Origin of the sequence: Methylocystis sp. Sn-Cys, assembly GCF_016745395.1 — a bacterium.
Classification (GTDB): Bacteria; Pseudomonadota; Alphaproteobacteria; order Rhizobiales; family Beijerinckiaceae; genus Methylocystis; species Methylocystis iwaonis.
Genome location: NZ_JAERVJ010000013.1, coordinates 25,241 through 41,773, shown reverse-complemented (window position 1 = coordinate 41,773; position 16,533 = coordinate 25,241). Strand labels below are relative to the sequence as shown.

General features: G+C 62.3%; 12 protein-coding genes and 4 pseudogenes. 13 read left to right on the top strand and 3 right to left on the bottom strand.

What is annotated here, in order from left to right; translation table 11 throughout:
* Positions 1-32: 32 nt before the first annotated feature.
* The 5 genes and pseudogenes from JJT62_RS19675 to JJT62_RS18710 form a co-directional block, all read left to right on the top strand.
* Positions 33-152, top strand: a pseudogene (locus JJT62_RS19675) (hypothetical protein); the annotation flags it as partial.
* Between the two features lie 112 nt (positions 153-264).
* Positions 265-965 (top strand): annotated as a pseudogene (locus tag JJT62_RS19310) (IS6 family transposase).
* A gap of 349 nt (positions 966-1,314) precedes the next feature.
* Positions 1,315-2,418, top strand: a complete 1,104-nt coding sequence (locus tag JJT62_RS18720) for an efflux RND transporter periplasmic adaptor subunit (RefSeq protein ID WP_370568593.1) — start codon at positions 1,315-1,317, stop codon at positions 2,416-2,418.
* Complete coding sequence (locus JJT62_RS18715) at positions 2,411-5,572, top strand: efflux RND transporter permease subunit (RefSeq protein WP_202074300.1); 3,162 nt, start codon at positions 2,411-2,413, stop codon at positions 5,570-5,572. Before JJT62_RS18720 ends, JJT62_RS18715 begins: the two co-directional genes overlap by 8 nt.
* 1 nt (position 5,573) lies before the next feature.
* Complete coding sequence (locus JJT62_RS18710; RefSeq protein ID WP_202074299.1) at positions 5,574-7,118, top strand: efflux transporter outer membrane subunit; 1,545 nt, start codon at positions 5,574-5,576, stop codon at positions 7,116-7,118.
* 23 nt (positions 7,119-7,141) lie between these two features.
* Here the strand turns inward: JJT62_RS18710 and JJT62_RS19670 are convergent, their stop codons facing one another.
* Complete coding sequence (locus JJT62_RS19670) at positions 7,142-7,504, bottom strand: ADP-ribosylglycohydrolase family protein (RefSeq protein ID WP_202074298.1); 363 nt, start codon at positions 7,502-7,504, stop codon at positions 7,142-7,144.
* Positions 7,505-7,572: 68 nt separating this feature from the next.
* Positions 7,573-7,781, bottom strand: a pseudogene (locus JJT62_RS18700) (DDE-type integrase/transposase/recombinase); the annotation flags it as partial.
* On the opposite strand from JJT62_RS18700, the gene JJT62_RS19665 reads away from it, so the two are divergent.
* The 6 genes from JJT62_RS19665 (at position 7,780) to JJT62_RS18670 (ending at position 13,844) form a co-directional block, all read left to right on the top strand.
* Positions 7,780-8,130: a TolC family protein gene (locus tag JJT62_RS19665; protein WP_202074308.1), complete on the top strand. Its 351-nt coding sequence runs from the start codon at positions 7,780-7,782 to the stop codon at positions 8,128-8,130. The pseudogene JJT62_RS18700 and the gene JJT62_RS19665 overlap by 2 nt on opposite strands.
* Before the next feature lie 138 nt (positions 8,131-8,268).
* Positions 8,269-9,096 carry a sulfurtransferase/chromate resistance protein gene (locus tag JJT62_RS18690; RefSeq protein WP_202074297.1) on the top strand — a complete coding sequence of 276 codons (828 nt, stop codon included), beginning with the start codon at positions 8,269-8,271 and terminating at the stop codon, positions 9,094-9,096.
* The gene (chrA, locus tag JJT62_RS18685; protein WP_202074296.1) at positions 9,093-10,466 is read left to right on the top strand and encodes a chromate efflux transporter; all 1,374 of its coding nucleotides are present in this window, start codon (positions 9,093-9,095) and stop codon (positions 10,464-10,466) included. The genes JJT62_RS18690 and chrA overlap by 4 nt, the downstream gene beginning before the upstream one ends.
* A 24-nt stretch (positions 10,467-10,490) precedes the next feature.
* Positions 10,491-11,378, top strand: coding sequence for a DUF1259 domain-containing protein (locus tag JJT62_RS18680; protein ID WP_202074295.1), 888 nt, complete (start codon positions 10,491-10,493; stop codon positions 11,376-11,378).
* Positions 11,379-11,399: 21 nt separating this feature from the next.
* Positions 11,400-12,623: an IucA/IucC family protein gene (locus JJT62_RS18675; RefSeq protein ID WP_202074294.1), complete on the top strand. Its 1,224-nt coding sequence runs from the start codon at positions 11,400-11,402 to the stop codon at positions 12,621-12,623.
* A 15-nt stretch (positions 12,624-12,638) separates the two neighbouring features.
* Complete coding sequence (locus tag JJT62_RS18670) at positions 12,639-13,844, top strand: MFS transporter (RefSeq protein ID WP_202074293.1); 1,206 nt, start codon at positions 12,639-12,641, stop codon at positions 13,842-13,844.
* 149 nt (positions 13,845-13,993) lie between these two features.
* Here the strand turns inward: JJT62_RS18670 and JJT62_RS18665 are convergent.
* Positions 13,994-14,314: pseudogene (locus tag JJT62_RS18665) on the bottom strand (DDE-type integrase/transposase/recombinase); the annotation flags it as partial.
* 286 nt (positions 14,315-14,600) lie between these two features.
* Between JJT62_RS18665 and JJT62_RS18660 the strand changes: the two are divergent.
* Positions 14,601-15,650, top strand: coding sequence for an SDR family oxidoreductase (locus JJT62_RS18660; protein WP_202074292.1), 1,050 nt, complete (start codon positions 14,601-14,603; stop codon positions 15,648-15,650).
* On the top strand, positions 15,647-16,531 hold the full coding sequence (locus tag JJT62_RS18655; RefSeq protein WP_370568592.1) for an SMP-30/gluconolactonase/LRE family protein: 885 nt from the start codon (positions 15,647-15,649) through the stop codon (positions 16,529-16,531). The genes JJT62_RS18660 and JJT62_RS18655 overlap by 4 nt, the downstream gene beginning before the upstream one ends.
* The last annotated feature ends 2 nt before the right edge of the window (positions 16,532-16,533 follow it).

The following is a 16,533-nucleotide window of genomic DNA, read 5'->3' as shown; positions in this document are numbered from 1 at the left end:
CGGCGGCGCGTCTGCGCGAGGATGACGCCGCTTTGCGCGACGCGCTGCTGCTCGCCGCCCCAGGGGCGGCGCTCAGCCCCGCCGGGCGCCTGCACGCGCTGTTTCGCTTGTTCGGGGCGCCGCGGTTCACGGGCGACCATGACGATGTCGAACGCGCCGGGGAGCTGCTGGGCCTTGCCGGCGACAGGGCCGGCTATGCCGAGATCATTCGCGGGCGTTGTCACGTTAACGACTGGGTAGCGTTTTTGGCCCGACAAGACCGGCATGACCCAACCGCCCGTGAGCTACAAGCGCCACCGCTTCCCGCCGCAAATCATCGCCCACGCCGTCTGGCTCTACTTCCGGTTCCCGCTCAGCCTACGTCTTGTCGAGGAGATGCTGCTCGAACGCGGGATCGTTCTCTCCTACGAAACCATCCGCCGCGGGGCCATGAAATTCGGACCCGATTATGCCCGCCGCCTGAAGCGCAAAAAGCCGGGTCGGCGCGACGTCTGGTATCTCGATGAGGTGGTCGTCTCGATCAACGGTGAGAAGCGCTATCTCTGGCGCGCCGCCGATCAGAACGACTACGTCCTCGACGAAATCGTCCAGTCTCGCCGCGACACCAAAGCCGCCGGGCGATTGCTGAAGCGCCTTCTCCATAAACAGGGCTCCCGCCCTCGCCGCATGGTCACCGACAAGCTCGGCTCCTACGCCGCAGCGCGCCGGAAGATCATGCCGAGCGTCGAACATCGATAGCACAAGGGTCTGAACAACCGCGCCGAAAATTCTCATGTCCCGTTGCGAAAGCGGGAGCGAGCAATGCAGGGGTTTCCATCGTGGCGCGGGTTGCGTTTCGTCGACGTCTTCTCCGCGCTCCGCGACCTCTTCGTCCCGTCCCGACTTTCCGCCGTTCTGCCTTCGCCATCCATCTGCATCGCCTCGGGGCGATGGCAGAGTGGAAATCCGTGACGACAGCCGCCTGAAATCAGGCCAATCGGTTTCAACGCGCCCGCGTCCAGTTGATGTGACATCGCCGTTTTTCCTAAGCCGCCAGGTTGGGTAGGAGTTCGGCGCTTAGCCCAAGAATGCAGAATGAATTCGAATCGCAGGAGGCCGCCCCTTCGACGCGCCACAATCGAGAAACAAATCTGACTGGAATGTCATGATCTCGTCATGGATAATGGATTGATCGAAACCGGTTCAGTTGACGAAGGCGAGCGCAGGCGCCCGATGCTCGAAACAATATCTGGCGGCAAGACAAAGCTATTGATTGCGCTTCCTGAAAAACTCAAGTTATCGCCACGTGGCAGGCTTCTGCTGCCGGCGGGGATTGTGCTCGCCCTCGCGTGGGCTTTCTTTGGCGCCAGAACGCTCTCTGGTGGCGGGACGCCAGCTGGTCCCAGCGCGCGGGACAGCCACGCGCCGACGGTGCGCCGAGGAGGCGCGATCTTTGTGCTGGAGGGCTCGCCCCTCAGGGGGCGGATCGCCGTCGCTCCCGTCGAACTCAAGACAATAAGCCGCAGCCGCGTGGTCACCGGGACGGTGGAAGCCGACCCTGCCCGGACTGTGAGGATTCTCGCGCCGGTGACCGGGCGCGTGGGCGAGCTCAACGTCGAGCTTGGCGACAACGTCAAGAAGGGTCAGCCGCTCGCCACGATCGACTCCGGCGACCTCGCGCAAGCAGTTGCTGATGCGGAAAAAGCGCGGGCGACGGTCAAGCTCACGAAAAGCGCGATGGAAAGGGCGGTCGGCCTGAACAAGGCGGGCGGCCTCGCGCTGCGTGAACTGGAACAGGCCCAGAACGATTACCGCCAGGCCACGACGGAGCTCAAACGCGCCGAGGCGCGGCTTGAGGTGATCGGCGACAGCGGCCAAGTTTCCGGGCAGCGAAAGATCGTCCTTACCGCGCCCATCGACGGCACGATCACGGCGCTCGAAACCGCGCCCGGCGACTTCATCGACAACGCGACCGAGTCGATGATGACGGTCTCGAACCTCGCGAAGGTCTGGGTGACGGCAAGCGTCCAGGAAAAGGATCTCTCGTTCGTTCAGAAGGACGAGCGGGTGGAGGTTTCGCTTCTCGCCTATCCGGGAGAGGTGTACTCCGGCCGGGTGCAGATCATCAGCCAGCTCCTTGAAGCCGACACGCGGCGCAACAAGGTGCGCATCTCCTTCGAAAACCCCTATGCCATCTTCAAGCTGAACATGTTTGCGACGGTGCGCTTTTTTGCGCCGGCGACGCAGCAGGTTCTCGTGCCGTCGTCTGCGCTGTTCATGGTCAACGACACGACGAGCGTTTTCGTCGAGACCGCCCCCTGGACCTTTCAGCGCAAGCCGGTCGTTACCGAGTCCGATTACGAGGGCGCGACGATCGTTCGCGGGCTCGAGGCGGGACAACGCATCGTCGTGCGTGGCGGCATCCTTCTCAATGATTGAGCGTATCGTCGAATTCTCCCTCCGGCGCCGCCTGATCGTCATGCTCGTCACGATCATCGTCTGCGGCTACGGACTCTATTCCTGGACGCGGCTGAACGTCGAAGCCTATCCGGAGATCGGCGACGTCACGGTCATCGTCTCATCCAAGGCCACAGGTCTTGCGGCGGAGGAAGTCGAGCAGCAGATCACCATTCCGCTGGAGCGCGCGCTGGCGAGCACGCCGGGCCTCTTCACCATCCGCTCGACCAGCACCTTCGCCCTGTCGCTCGTCACGATGGTGTTCAAGGACGGCGTCGAGGATTACTGGGCGCGCCAGCGCGTTCTGGAACGCATCGCCCAGGTCTCGCTTCCGTCCAATATCCAGCCCGTCCTTGGGCCATTAACCGGACCCACCGGCGAAATCCTGCGTTACACGCTCGAGTCGGACGTCAAGAATCTCGAAGAGCTGTCCGAGATTCAGCGCTGGATGGTCGTGCCCGCGCTCAATCAGGTGCCGGGTGTCGCGAGCGTCGCCAATTTCGGCGGCCTCACCCGCCAGTTCCAGCTCGAAATTGATCCGGTCGGGTTAGAGCGCTACGGCCTTGGTCTTGGCGACATCACCAGCGCCATTGTTGCGAATAGCGCCAGCGCCGGCGGCAGCCGCATTACCCGCGGCGAGCAGTCCTATGTCATCCGCAGCATCGGCCTCATTCGCAACAAGGAGGATCTCGGCAACATCGTCATCGCCGAGCATGGCGGCGTTCCCGTTCTGACGCGCGACGTGGGCGTTCCGCGCTACAGCCACCAGGAACGCGAGGGGATGCTCGGGAAGGACCACAACCCCGACGCGATCCAGGGCGTCGTGCAAATGCTGAAGGGCGAAAACGCCTCCCAGGTGCTGAAAGCGCTCCACGCCCGTGTGGACGAGCTTAACGCGCAACTCGCGGCGCAAGGCGTCGCGATCATTCCCTACATGGACCGCAACGAGCTTGTGGAGGCCACGGTTTCAAAGGTTGGGCACACGGTGGTCGAAGGCGTTGTCCTCGTCATCGTCGTGTTGATCGCCTTCCTCGGCAGCCCACGTAGCGCAATCGTCGTCGCCCTGACGATCCCCGTCTCGCTTTTGATCGCCTTCATCTTCATGAATTTCACGCGGCTTCCGGCCAATCTGCTGTCGCTCGGCTCTATCGATTTCGGCATCATCGTCGACGGCGCCATCATCGTGACGGAAGCCATCCTGCGGCTGCGGGAACACAATCCCGGCCGCGAACTCGAAGTCGTCGACGTGCAATTCGTCGTCGGGCAGATCATCAAGCCCATCTTCTTCGCCACGATCATCATCATCGTGTCTTACGTGCCGCTTCTCGGCCTAGAGCGCGTCGAGGCGCGGCTCTTTTCGCCTGTGGCCTATACGATCGTCTATGCGCTGTTCGGCGCGCTTCTCTACACGCTGATGCTGGTTCCGAGCCTCGGCTATCTCGCCCTGCGCAGGCCCTCGAAGCCCTTTCACAACGTCGTGCTAGCGCGAATGGAGGAGAGCTACCGTCAGGCGCTGCATTTTTGTCTGGAGACGCCGCGCGCGGTCTATATGGCCACGGCCGTCGCCATCGGCGGTTTCGTCGTGGCCGGGGCGACCATCGGCCGCGACTTTCTGCCCAATCTCGACGAGGGTTCGCTCTGGTTGCAGGTGCAATTGCCGAGCGGCATCTCCTTCGAGAAGGCGAATGAAATGGCGAGTGACTTGCGCCGCGCCGTTCTCGAGTTTCCCGAGGTGTCCTATTCGATCACGCAGATCGGCCGCAACGACGACCGCACCGATCCCTGGACCATGAGCCACATCGAGGCGCCGATCGGGTTGAAGCCTTACGACCAGTGGCCGGCGGGAGAAACGAAGGAAAAACTTGTCCGGCGCCTGACCCAGCGGCTCGCCGAACTGCCGGGCATGGAGATAAGCGTCAGCCAGCCGATCATCGACAATGTCAACGAACTGGTGAGCGGCGCGCACAGCGCGCTCGTCGTCAAAGTCTTCGGCGAGGATCTGAAGGAGACGCGCCGCATCGCCAACGGGATTGTCGAGGTGTTGCGGCAGGTTCCCGGAACCACGCAGTCGTCGATCGTGCAGGAGCCACCGATTCCGCAGATCGCCTTTCTCATAGACCGCGCCGCCGCCGCCCGTTATGGCATCAACGTCTCCGACGTCTCCAACCTGATCCAGGTCGGCGTGGGCGGCGCTTCCATCGGCCAAATATACGTCAACGACCGCACCTACGACGTGACGGTGCGCTACCCGCCGCAGTCGCGCAACAGCCCCGAGTCGCTAAGCGAACTTTTCGTCAAGACAACGAGCAACGCGCAAATCCCGCTGTCGCAGATCGCGAAGATTTCCTTGCAGAACGGCGAGAGCGCGATTTCTCATGAGAAGACGCGTCGCGTTCTCACAGTGCGTGTCGACTATGCCGATCGTGACCTCTCGTCCTATCTGGCGGAGGCACAGAAGAAGATGGTCGAAGTCGTTCGCCACGATCCCGCTTCCGTCAGCGTTGTCTGGAGCGGCAAGTTCGAGAATGCGCAAAGGGCCCAGTCTCGCCTGACGACGATCGTCGGCATCGTGCTCGTGCTCATGTTGCTCATCCTCTATTTCGCCTTTGGAAAGCTCCGCAATGCGGCGCTCATTCTCGGCATCGTCCCGCTCGCAGCGCTCGGCGGCCTGCTGGCCCTGCACGAAACGGGCGAAACGCTGAATGTGGCCACGGGTGTCGGCTTTCTTGCCCTCTTTGGCGTTGCCGTGCAAAACGGCGTCATCATGGTGTCGCATCTCAACCGCCTCACAGCCGTCCATGTCTCCTCCGTCCGGACGCGCCGCATCGGCGCCACGGCGAACGATGACGTCACCGGTGACGAGCTTTCAGCGCTGCGCGACGGCGTCCTCGACGGTGCAGTCGATCGGTTCAGATCGGTGCTGCTCACATCAACCGTCCCCGCCGTCGGCATGCTCCCGGCGGCGCTTGCGACGGGCGTCGGCAGCGACGTCCAGCGCGGCCTCGGCACGGTCATCGTTGGCGGTCTCTTGGTCGCAACGCTGCTGACGCTCTTCATTCTCCCGACGCTTTATTTCGTGATTGAGCGTTTCATGGAGACGCGAGTTTCCGCCGCCGCCGCGCGGGAAAGCGCGTGAAATGACACGCGATTGCGTCAGATCACGTCGATTTTCGCCGACTGTGCGCCGAGCGCGCCTGCTTGCCTCAGCTTGCCTCGCTCTATCCTCCTGCGCGGTCGGCCCGGACTTCGCGCCGCCGCCAGCGCCGGCAGCGCCCGGCTTCACGCCCGAGCGCGCGGCGTCACCCGGCGAGGGGCAACGTTTCGCGCAGGGCCAGGACATCCCCGCACAATGGTGGACGCTCTTTCGCTCCAAGCCGCTCGACGCGCTGGTGAAGGAGTCGCTACAAAACAATCCCTCGCTACAGGCCGCCGAGGCGGCCGTGCGCGTCGCTTATTACAATGCCGAGGCGCAAAAAGGCGGCTTCTTCCCGCAGGTTTTTCTCAACGCCAATGACAGCAACAATCTCCAGTCGAATAACCGCTCTCTAGACTCCATCAATCAGACGGTCTTCAATCAGTCCTTTCCAACGCCGGCAAATCTCGCAACTGGCGCGGCCGTGCCCAACATTCCGCAGAGTACGCCGAACGCAAACTACGGCCTGTTCCTGAAGCAACTGACCGTCAGCTTCACGCCCGACGTCTGGGGTGGAAACGCGCGCGCCGTCGAGTCCCTCGTGGCGCAGACCGCGCAGCAGAACTGGCAGTTGGAGGCCGCCCATCTCGCGCTGACGACCAACGTCGTCGTGGCGGCGATTCAGGAAGCAGCAATCCGGGGTCAGATCGAGGCGACACGCACGATCATCACGATTCTGCATGAAACGCTTGAAATCCTGAACCGGCAATATACCTTCGGGTCGATCGCAAAGGCGGACGTGATCGCCCAGGAGGCGGCGCTCGCGCAGGCCGAGCAGACGCTCCCGCCGCTTGAGAAGCAGCTCGCCATCCAGCGAAACCTTCTGACCGCACTTGCCGGCCGCCTGTCGTTCGAGGGGGCCGGCGAGACATTCGAGCTCGCACGTTTCACGCTGCCATCAACTGTTCCCTTGAGCCTGCCGTCACAGCTCGTCGCGCAGCGCCCCGACATCATGGCGGCTGAGGCGAACCTCCATGCTGCCTCGGCGGCGGTCGGCGTCGCCGCCGCCAACCGCCTGCCGAACATCACTCTCTCCGCGAATGTGGGGGCGAGCGCCTTCAAGGTTGCACAATTGTTTGCCCCCGGCACGGGTCTCTACACGGCGGCGGCAAATCTCTCGCAGCCGATCTTCGACGGCATGACGCTGCTAAACAAGCAGAAGGCCGCAGAGGCCGCGTTGGAGCAAACCGACGCGCAATATCGCAGCACGGTCATCAACGCATTCCAGAATGTCGCAGACGCATTGCGCTCGCTGCAATCCGACGCAAAGGCCGTCTCGACCGCGCGCAAGGCAGAAGACGCCGCAAAACGAAGCCTCGACATCGTTCGCATGCAGCTCAGATATGGTCAGGTTTCGCAGATCGCTGTGCTCAACGCCCAGCGCACCTTTCTGCTGGCCTCGCTCTCTCGTGTCCAGGCAGAGGCGACAAGATTGTCCGACACTGCGGCGCTCTTCATGGCGCTCGGCGGCGGCTGGTGGAATCGTTAAGGGAGCTAGAGCGAGGCGCGTTGTTACGTTAACGACTGGGTAGCGTTTTTGGCCCGACAAGACCGGCATGACCCAACCGCCCGTGAGCAAATCATCGCCCACGCCGTATCGGAGGCCTTCCAAGTTCCTCGATCGTGGATGTGAGGCGTGAGTTGCGCTGGAATTGCTGCCGGCCCGAGCGGAGCACCGGCGATCGCGCCCGCCATGGCGGCTGTCGTGTCAACCTCGCCGCCGACGGCAATCGCCGTCAGGATCGTCTCCCAGTAATCGTCCGGCGACCGCAGAAAGCTATAGAGCGCCCAGAGGACGCTTGACGTGACGAACGGTGAGATGCCCTCCCATTTCTGACACTCGCCAGCGGCGCCATTGGGACGTAGGTTGAGCAAAGTTGGAGGCTTTGTCGCAAACTTTGTTTATGGACGCGATGAGCGTGTGAGAGTGACGTGGCTCGCGCAGCGAGGGCATAGAACTGCTGCGCAGGACGCAATTTGCCCCTGGTCTGCAACTGGTCCTTTCGGATCATATGCATGAGCTCGATCCCCGAGAGTGTCGCAGCAGCCGATCGAAATGTTTGAAGCCCAACATCGGCCGCGTCGCTCGCTTCACCGCTCGATGGTCCTGTTCGACGATATTATTGAGATATTTGTTAGGCTGGATTTCGATGTCCGCTTCATGCTCTGATGGCCCATCAAGCGAGCATCCTTGCCAAGAAGTCCGTGCCTATCGCTCGGCAGAAGAGGCGCTGCGACTGACGCAGCAAAATCTCCTGGCTGGCACAGGCCTTTTGATCGACGTGCTTCAGGCCCAAGGCGCAGCCGACCAAGCGCGCCTCAGAAACGCAACGGCGTTGGTCCAGTACAATCAGGCGCAGATCAATTTGCTTGGTGCGATCGGGCTTCTTTGCGTGGAGAACATAGAGCCTCGGCTCCCCGAACTCGCGGGCAATTATCTTGGCCGCAAAATCGATGCCCAGCATTCTTGCAGGAGGTCGACGCCAGAGCCGTCGCAGTGACGGCGCCGAAGATGTTGAATTACGATAGGGACTTGACTTCTAGCAGCGGGACGGCAAATTGTCGCCGCATGGGGAAGCGATCTCCCCACGAGGCGACATGCCCAAGAATCGCGTCCGGTTTTCCACCAAGGGCGCACTATGTCGTCAATCAACTCGATCTCCCCAGACAAGCTCGCGCGTCTCATCGGAGTCGCACATTGTCCCGCGCTCATCGACGTGCGGGCGGATCAGGACTACAAGGCCGACCCCCGCTTCCTTCCGGGCGCGTTACGTCGCCATGGGGAATCCGTCGCAGACTGGGCCTCCGAATTCGTGGGGCAAGCGGTCATCGTCATTGATCGCACGGGCCGGCACGCCAGCGAAGGCGTTGCAGCCTGGCTACGCCATGCCGGCGCCACGTCCGCCGATATCCTGACTGGCGGGCATGAGGCGTGGGCCAAGGCCAACGCCCCGCTCATCCAAGCGGCTAAGCTGCCTCAGCGGGACGCTCTCGGGCGAACGATCTGGGTTACGCGCTCGCGTCCGAAAGTCGATCGCATTGCTTGCCCTTGGCTTATCCGCCGTTTCGTCGACCCTAACGCCGTCTTTCTGTTTGTCGCGCCGGCCGAGGTGACGGCAGTAGCGGAGCGTTTCGGGGGCGCGGCCTTCGATATGGAGGGGGTGTTTTGGAGTCATAGGGGCGAGCGTTGCACGTTCGACACCATGATCGAGGAATGGGGCTTGGCGATAGAGCCGCTGCAAAGATTGGCCGTGATCGTTCGCGGCGCGGATACGGCCCGTCTTGGTCTCGCCCCAGAGGCGGCAGGGCTGCTGGCGGCGTCGCTCGGCCTCTCCCGCATGTACGCGGATGATCTCGAGCAGCTCGAAGCCGGGATGGCCCTTTACGACGCTTTTTATCGTTGGTGCAGAGACGCGACGGATGAACCCCACACTTGGCCGGCGACCAAGTCAGGGAGAGCTCCGTGAATCTGCATATCCAAACCGTTGCGAGCCAACATGGCGTTTCGCTAGGTGAAGCCTTCCGCGTTTGGGCGCGCGTCGCTTTGCTGAGCTTCGGCGGACCTGCGGGCCAGATTGCGGTGATGCACCGGATCATCGTCGAGGAAAAGAAATGGGTGCCGGAAAGCCGCTTCCTGCACGCGCTCAACTATTGCATGCTGTTGCCTGGTCCCGAGGGTCAGCAGCTCGCCACCTACATCGGCTGGCTCATGCACCGGACCCTCGGCGGCTTGATCGCCGGCGGGCTGTTCATCCTTCCCGGCGTCATCTCGATCATGGCGCTCAGCATCGTCTACGCGCTCTGGGGGAATGTCGGGATCGTTGCGGGGCTGTTCTTCGGGTTGAAGGCTGCCGTGCTCGCCGTCGTCGCCGAAGCGGTTATTCGGATCGGCAGGCGCGGCCTCAAAACCTTGCAGATGCGACTTCTGGCCACCGCTTCATTCGTCGGCATTTTCTTCTTCGCCGTGCCGTTCCCGCTCATCATCCTTGCCGCGGCGCTGATCGGCTACATCGAAGCGGCGCGCGGAAATCCTGCTTTCGCTGCCGCTGGGCATGGCTCGGCGCATGAGGATGGCGAAAGCCTTCTGGGCGACGCCACGCCCTCTCACGCGCTGCCGTCCAAGAAGCGCGCGCTGCGCGTAAGCGCAATTTGGCTGGCGCTTTGGCTCGTTCCTGTCGCGGCGATCGTATTCGTCAGCGGCGCTGAAAGCGTCTTTTCGCAAATCGCGGTGTTCTTCAGCAAAATGGCTGTGGTCACTTTTGGCGGCGCTTACGCGGTCCTCGCCTATGTCGCCCAGCAGGCTGTCGAAAGCTATCGCTGGCTGACGCCCGCGGAGATGCTCGACGGGCTTGGCATGGCGGAAACCACGCCCGGCCCGCTCATCATGGTGTTGCAGTTCGTGGGCTTCATGGCGGCGTTTCGCGCGCCGGGCGATTTACCTCCATTGCTCGCCGGCGCACTCGGCGGCTCGCTCGCCACTTGGGTGACGTTTGCTCCTTGTTTCCTCTGGATATTCCTCGGCGCGCCCTACATCGAAAGAGTTCGCGCCAACAAGGCGCTTTCGGGCGCTTTGGCCGCGATCACAGCGGCCGTGGTGGGTGTTATCCTCAACCTCGCCATCTGGTTCGCGATCCACACGGTCTTTCGCAGGACCGTCGCCCTGAATGGCTACGGGCTGTCGTTTGAGGCGCCCGTGCTGAGGAGCGTGGATTCATGGAGCTTCGCTCTCTCGGTTGGCGCCGCGATAGCGATCTTCCGGTTTCGCATCGGAATGCTCCAAACCCTCGCGTCCTGCTGCTTAGGCGGGATGGGGCTGTATCTCGCGGGGGCAATCTAGGCAATCAACGAAAAGGAGAAACCCATGAAAAAGGCGCTCACGGCAGTCGCGGCGCTCGGCCTACTCATCCCCGCGTCGGCTTTCTCCGCGGAAATGGATTGGTCGCAAGTCGACTCTGCAATCGGCAAAAAGGCCGCGGTCGTCGGCACGGTGCATAAATACGGCCTGCCGCGCAGCGATCTCCACGTCACGCTCGATGGCGTCGTCATCAAACCCGGCCTCGCGCTTGGCGGATGGATCGCATTCGAACCCACGGGCCGTACGACCATGATGATGGGCGACCTCGTGCTCACCGAAACCGAGGTGACGCCGGTCATGCGCGCCTTGCTGGCGAACGACGTCAAAGTGACGGGCGTGCATAACCACCTGCTGCGCGCGAGCCCCGCCACCTACTACATGCATATCGACGCGAATGGCGATCCCGCCAAGCTGGCCGGGATCGTTCGCGAGGCGCTCGCGGCGACCAAGACTCCCTTCGAGCCCTCAGCCAGCCCTGCGGGCGAACCTCCGAAGCTCGGGTTCGACACGGCGCAAGTGGATGAGGCGCTCGGCGCCCAAGGGAAAAACAACGGCGGCATTTATCAATTCAGCATCCCCAGGGCCGACAGCATAAAGGCAGGCGGCATGGCGGTCGACCCAGCTATGGGGACAGCTATCGCCATCAACTTCGAGCCGACCGGAGACGGCAAAGCGGCGATCAGCGGGGATTTCGTTGCGGAAGGTAGGGAGGTTGAACCGCTCCTGAAAGCGCTGCAATCCAACGGGATCGAGGTGACGGCGCTGCATAACCATATGCTCGATGACGAACCCAGGCTCTTCTTCGTCCATTTCTGGGCCAATGACGACGCTGTGAAACTGGCCCATGGCTTGAGAGCGGGGCTCGACATCATGCATGTAGCGCCGAGGAGCTGACGCGCAGAATAGAGGCTTGCCGTGAAGCTCGACGACGTCAAGCGCGAGCGATCTCTCCTCTACATGGAGAGATATGTCGATGAAGGGGCGAAGACCTACAGCGTCCTCGCCTCGCGAACCGAAGCCGCGCCCTGCTATCGCCCTGAAAGCGAGCAGGCTTCATTCGATCTCGTCGTCGTGTTCGTTCCTCCCGAACGCGTCTCGGTCTATGAGGCGGATTGTCATTCGGGCCTTTCGAGGCGCTATCTCACAGAGGAAGGCGTCCTTTTCCCCATCCACCCTGAGACTTGGGGAAGCGATGAGGTTCCTGGGCTCGCCGACATTCGTACCCTGCCGCGGGCGCCTGCGATTCACGTCGCCCCCACGGCCTCGACTCGAACGGTGTTGGTTCTGGATGCTGACGAGAACATTCCAGCGCACTTCATCAAGCTCCATTATCCCTTCTACATCTCCCGCTTCAAACGAAAGCTCCGGCGCAAGGACATCCACAACGCGGTCGCCGCGACGCGCGAGCTTGCATTCATAAACTCGCCGAGGTTTGCCTATCTGCCTGAGGTCATGGGGGTCATTTTTGGCGCCGGAGAAGAAGCGTGGGGCTATCTCATACGGGAAGCAACGGCCTACCCGCCGATCGGCGGACATTTCCTCATACCCTGCTTCGCGCTCTATGCGGGAGATCGGCGCGACCCCGGACAGGCGCCTTTGCTGGTGCAGCTCATCGACCATCATCAAGCCGACCCCGCGTCTTTTGTCGTCGATGAGATTATCGCGCCGATCATCGAATGCTGGTCGAAGGTCGTGCACGAGTGCGGGCTTCTCCTACAGTCCCACGCCCAAAATCTTCTGCTCGAAGTCGACGAGAAGCTCGCGCCGCGCCGGATCGTTCACCGCGATTTCGACGTGTGGGTCGATCTTGCCGCCCGCGAAAATGCGGGGTTGCCGAACCCGTTCATCGACATGGACAGCCGGCCAGACAAGGTGCACCCGATCGACCAGTTTTACAGCTTGATTTACGACCGCTTCATGGGGCGCGGTTTCTTCGATTACCTTCTGCGTCTCTTGTCGTTCCACTACGGGACCAACGAGGAAGCGATACGCAAGGCAGTGCGAGATATCTTCCACCGGGCGTTCCCCGACGCTGACCGTGTCTTCCCAGCGCACACGACCTATTATTTCTCCGACGTCCCGCCTCCCGGGCGAGATTTCGATCTCGAGGATACGGGGCAAGCGCCAACATGGCGATAGCATTGCGAGGAGACGATGAAGGCTCCGCTCCGGTCACTCGTCGCGGCGCGCGGGCTCCGCGATTTCGGCGACGGTTTCTTCGCAGTGTTGCTGCCCGTGTACCTGACGGCGCTGGGCTATTCCTCGTCCCAGATTGGCGTGCTCGCCGGGACGGCCCTGTTCGGCTCTGCCCTGCTCACTCTAACAATCGGCGTCCTGGGCGCCCGTTATGAACATCGCAACCTGCTGATATTCACCGCCGGGCTGATGACCTTAACCGGCGTCGCCTTTTCATTGACGCACTCCTATCTTGTCCTGCTCCTTGTCGCCTTCTTGGGTTCGGTAAACCCCTCGGCGAGCACGGCAAGTTTCTTCGTGCCTGTCGAGCACGCCGTTCTCGCACGCGAAGCAGGGGATGCCGACCGAACGCAAGCTTTCGCGCGTTACAGTCTCGTTGGCGGATTGGCTGGCGCCGCGGGCGCACTGGCGGCTGCAACGCCCCATCTGCTGATGCGCATGGGATGGTCGCAGTTGGAGGGGCTCCGGGCGATGTTCGTTTCCTATGCCGTGCTCGGCCTGGCAGGCGGCTTGCTTTACAGCCGCCTTCCATTATCTCCGTCCACGCCCCGAGCTGAGCATGCCCCCGTTCTCGGCCCATCGCGCAAAATCGTCTACAAGCTGGCTGCGCTTTTCAGCCTCGACGCCTTTGCCGGAGGCTTCTTGGTCCAGTCGCTGTTCGCGCTCTGGCTCTTTCACAAGGGGCTGTCGCTCTCGGCGTCGAGCGCCTTCTTCTTCGTGTCAGGGATATTGTCTTCGCTCTCCTATCCCGTGGCGTCACGCCTTGCGAAGCGTTTCGGCTTGGTGAACACAATGGTCTTTACGCATATCCCGGCCAGCCTATGCCTTATCGCCGCGGCTCTGTCTCAATCTCTCGGAGTCACGATCGGATTCTTGCTGTTGCAGGCGGCGCTCTCGCAAATGGACGTTCCGGCGCGCTCGTCATATGTGATGGCAGTGGTCAGCGAAGACGAACGAACCGCAGCGGCAAGTTTCACGTCGGTCCCCCGCAGCCTTGCGGCGTCGCTTAGCCCCGCTCTCGCGGGAGGGCTATTTTCGTCGCCTTGGGCTGGCGCTCCTCTCATCATATGCGGCGGTCTCAAGATAACTTACGATCTGCTTCTGCTGTGGCAGTTCAGCTCTTTAAAGGCGCCAGAAGAGGTAAGTCGCCGCCCGTCGCGTTGACTGCCGGATGGTTGGGGCCGCGACCCTCTGAAGCCCTGCACCTTTCCAGTCGGTTGAAACGCTTGAAGACATTTTGTCGCTCGCCTGCCGGAAGGCCAGGCCCGTTATGGTTCTGTCGCAGTAACGGCGAGCAGCAGGCCTCTCGAGGCTTACGCCGCGAGTGCGTAGAACTGCTTTGCTGGGCACAATTTGCCCGTCTTTTGCAACTGCCCCTTTCGGATCATGTGCATGGGCTCGACGCCGGCGAGCGTCGCCGCGGCCGAGCGAAAGGATTTGAACCCGAGCGCCGGCCGCGCCACCCGCTTGATCGCTCGGTGGTCCTGTTCGACGATGTTGTTCAGATATTTCCTTCGCCGGATTTCGATGTCCGCCTCGTGCTCTGCGTTGTAGCTCTCGATTGCAGCGGTGTTGGCGCCGCACTTGTCGATCGTGATCTTCTTGGGCGCGCCGTTCTGACCGATCGCTCGCCGTAGCAGGCCATCTGGCTGATGGTCGCGAGACCGCAATCTTGAGTCACCTCGCAATTCAAGCGATGGACCAAGGCATACAAGTAGTTGATCAAGGACGGGCGCGAAGTGCTGCCGGTGCAGAGCGTCTGCCTCACAGTTCCGCTCGCTCCCTATGCGCCCGACCGTCGGCTTCATCGGAACAGCGACTGAACGAAACTGAAAAAGGGGTCAGTCGCTGATCTCCCGGCGGTTGCCGAACACCGTCGCGTTGTCAATTTAGTGGTTTTCCTGCAAAGGGGACCGCCGAATGACCCTAGCCGAGCACGAGCGTCAAAAGCCTGTGGCCGTCGTCACTGGGGCGTCGGCGGGGATTGGACGCGCCATTGCTGTTGCATTCGCAAGGCGTGGCTATCGTGTCGCGCTTCTCGCAAGAAGCCCCGAGGGTCTCGATGGGGCGCTCCATGACGTGAAGCAGGCCGGCGGCGAACCATTCGAATTGGTGACCGACGTGGCGAAAGCGGACGAGGTCTTCGCCGCGGCCGAGGCAGTGACCGCCAGATGGGGCCGCATCCATGTGTGGGTCAATGACGCGATGGAGACGGTCGTCGGCCCCGTCGACAGCATCGCGCCCGAGGAGTTCCGACGCGTCACGGAAGTGACCTATCTCGGCGTCGTGCATGGCACGCTCGCCGCGTTGCGCCATATGCGCCCGCGCGACGAGGGGCACATCGTCCAGATCGGCTCGGCTTTGGCCTATCGCGCCATCCCGCTGCAATCGGCCTATTGTGCGGCCAAATTTGCAATACGCGGCTTCACCGATTCTTTGCGCGCCGAACTCATCCACGACGGTAGCGGCATTCGTCTGACAATGGCGCAGCTTCCGGGCGTCGATACGCCTCAGTTCGACTGGTCGCACATGCATCTGGCCTATCGCCACCAGCCGATCGGCACGGTCTACGAGCCGGAGGCGATCGCCGAAAAGATTGTCGGGGCCGTGCACGCGGGACGCGCGCGACGTGAATTGTGGCTCGGCGCGCCGACCATCGAGTCGATCATCGGCGCCATGGTTGCGCCGGGGCTGCTCGACCGCTACCTCGCGCATAACGCATACGAGAAACAAATCTCTCGCGATCCAGTGCGTCCGGGAGATCCCGATGAGCTTCTCGGACCGGATGATCGCGACCACGGCGCGCATGGCCGGTTTGCCTGGCGGGCGAAGGATAGCGTCGTTGCGGTCGATCCGGCCTATCTGCGCGGCGGCGCCGCCTTCGCGGGATTGGCGCTTGTCGCTGGCCTTCTATGGGGCGCTTCGCGACGCGGCAACGGTGCGCGATCGCGCGACAGGAGGAAAATGTGACGCCGCCGGTCGAACTCGCTGTCGACGCGCGGGCCAGCACAGGCGAAAGCCCAACCTGGTGCGAAAGAGAGCAGGCGCTCTACTGGATCGATATCGAAGAGCCTGCGCTGCACCGCTTCAACCCCGCCGACAACTTCGACGAAGTCTGGGAAATGCCGGCGGAAATCGGCGCCTTCGCGCTCTGCCGAAATGGGACGATCATCGTCGCCTTACGCACCGGGCTTGCGCGGTTCGACCCAGCGTCGCAGGCATTAGAGCCATTGTCTTCCGCCCCCTACAACCCGCTGGCGCTTCGCTTCAACGACGGCAAGTGCGACGCGCGGGGACGATTCTGGATCGGCGCGATGAACGACCCTTTATGTGCGCCAGATGGACACTCTGCGAATCTCGCGGGCCCGGCGCTCTACGCATTTTCGCACGGAGAAGGCTTGCAGGATAAGCAGGTGCGCGCGGTGATTGCAAACGGGCTCGCCTGGAGCCCCGATTGGCGCACGATGTATTTTTCCGACAGCGAGAAAGGAACGATCTCTGTCTTCGATTTCGACATCGACAGCGCGGGCCTTTCAAGGCAGCGGATTTTCGCGCAATTCAGATCTTCCGACGGAAAGCCGGACGGGGCTGCGGTAGACACCGAGGGCTTCTACTGGTGCGCGCTCTATGGCGGTGGACGCATCGCGCGCCTCGCGCCGGACGGAACGATGGAGCGCGACATACGGCTGCCGGTCAGCCAGCCGACCATGTGCGCCTTCGGCGATGTGGACTATTCGACGCTGTATATTACGTCGGCTGCGCATGGCGTCACCGAGCCGCAGGCGGGAGGCGTCTTTCGCTGTCGGCCGGGGTTCCGGGGCCTCCCGACCGAACTCTTTGCGGATGGATAACG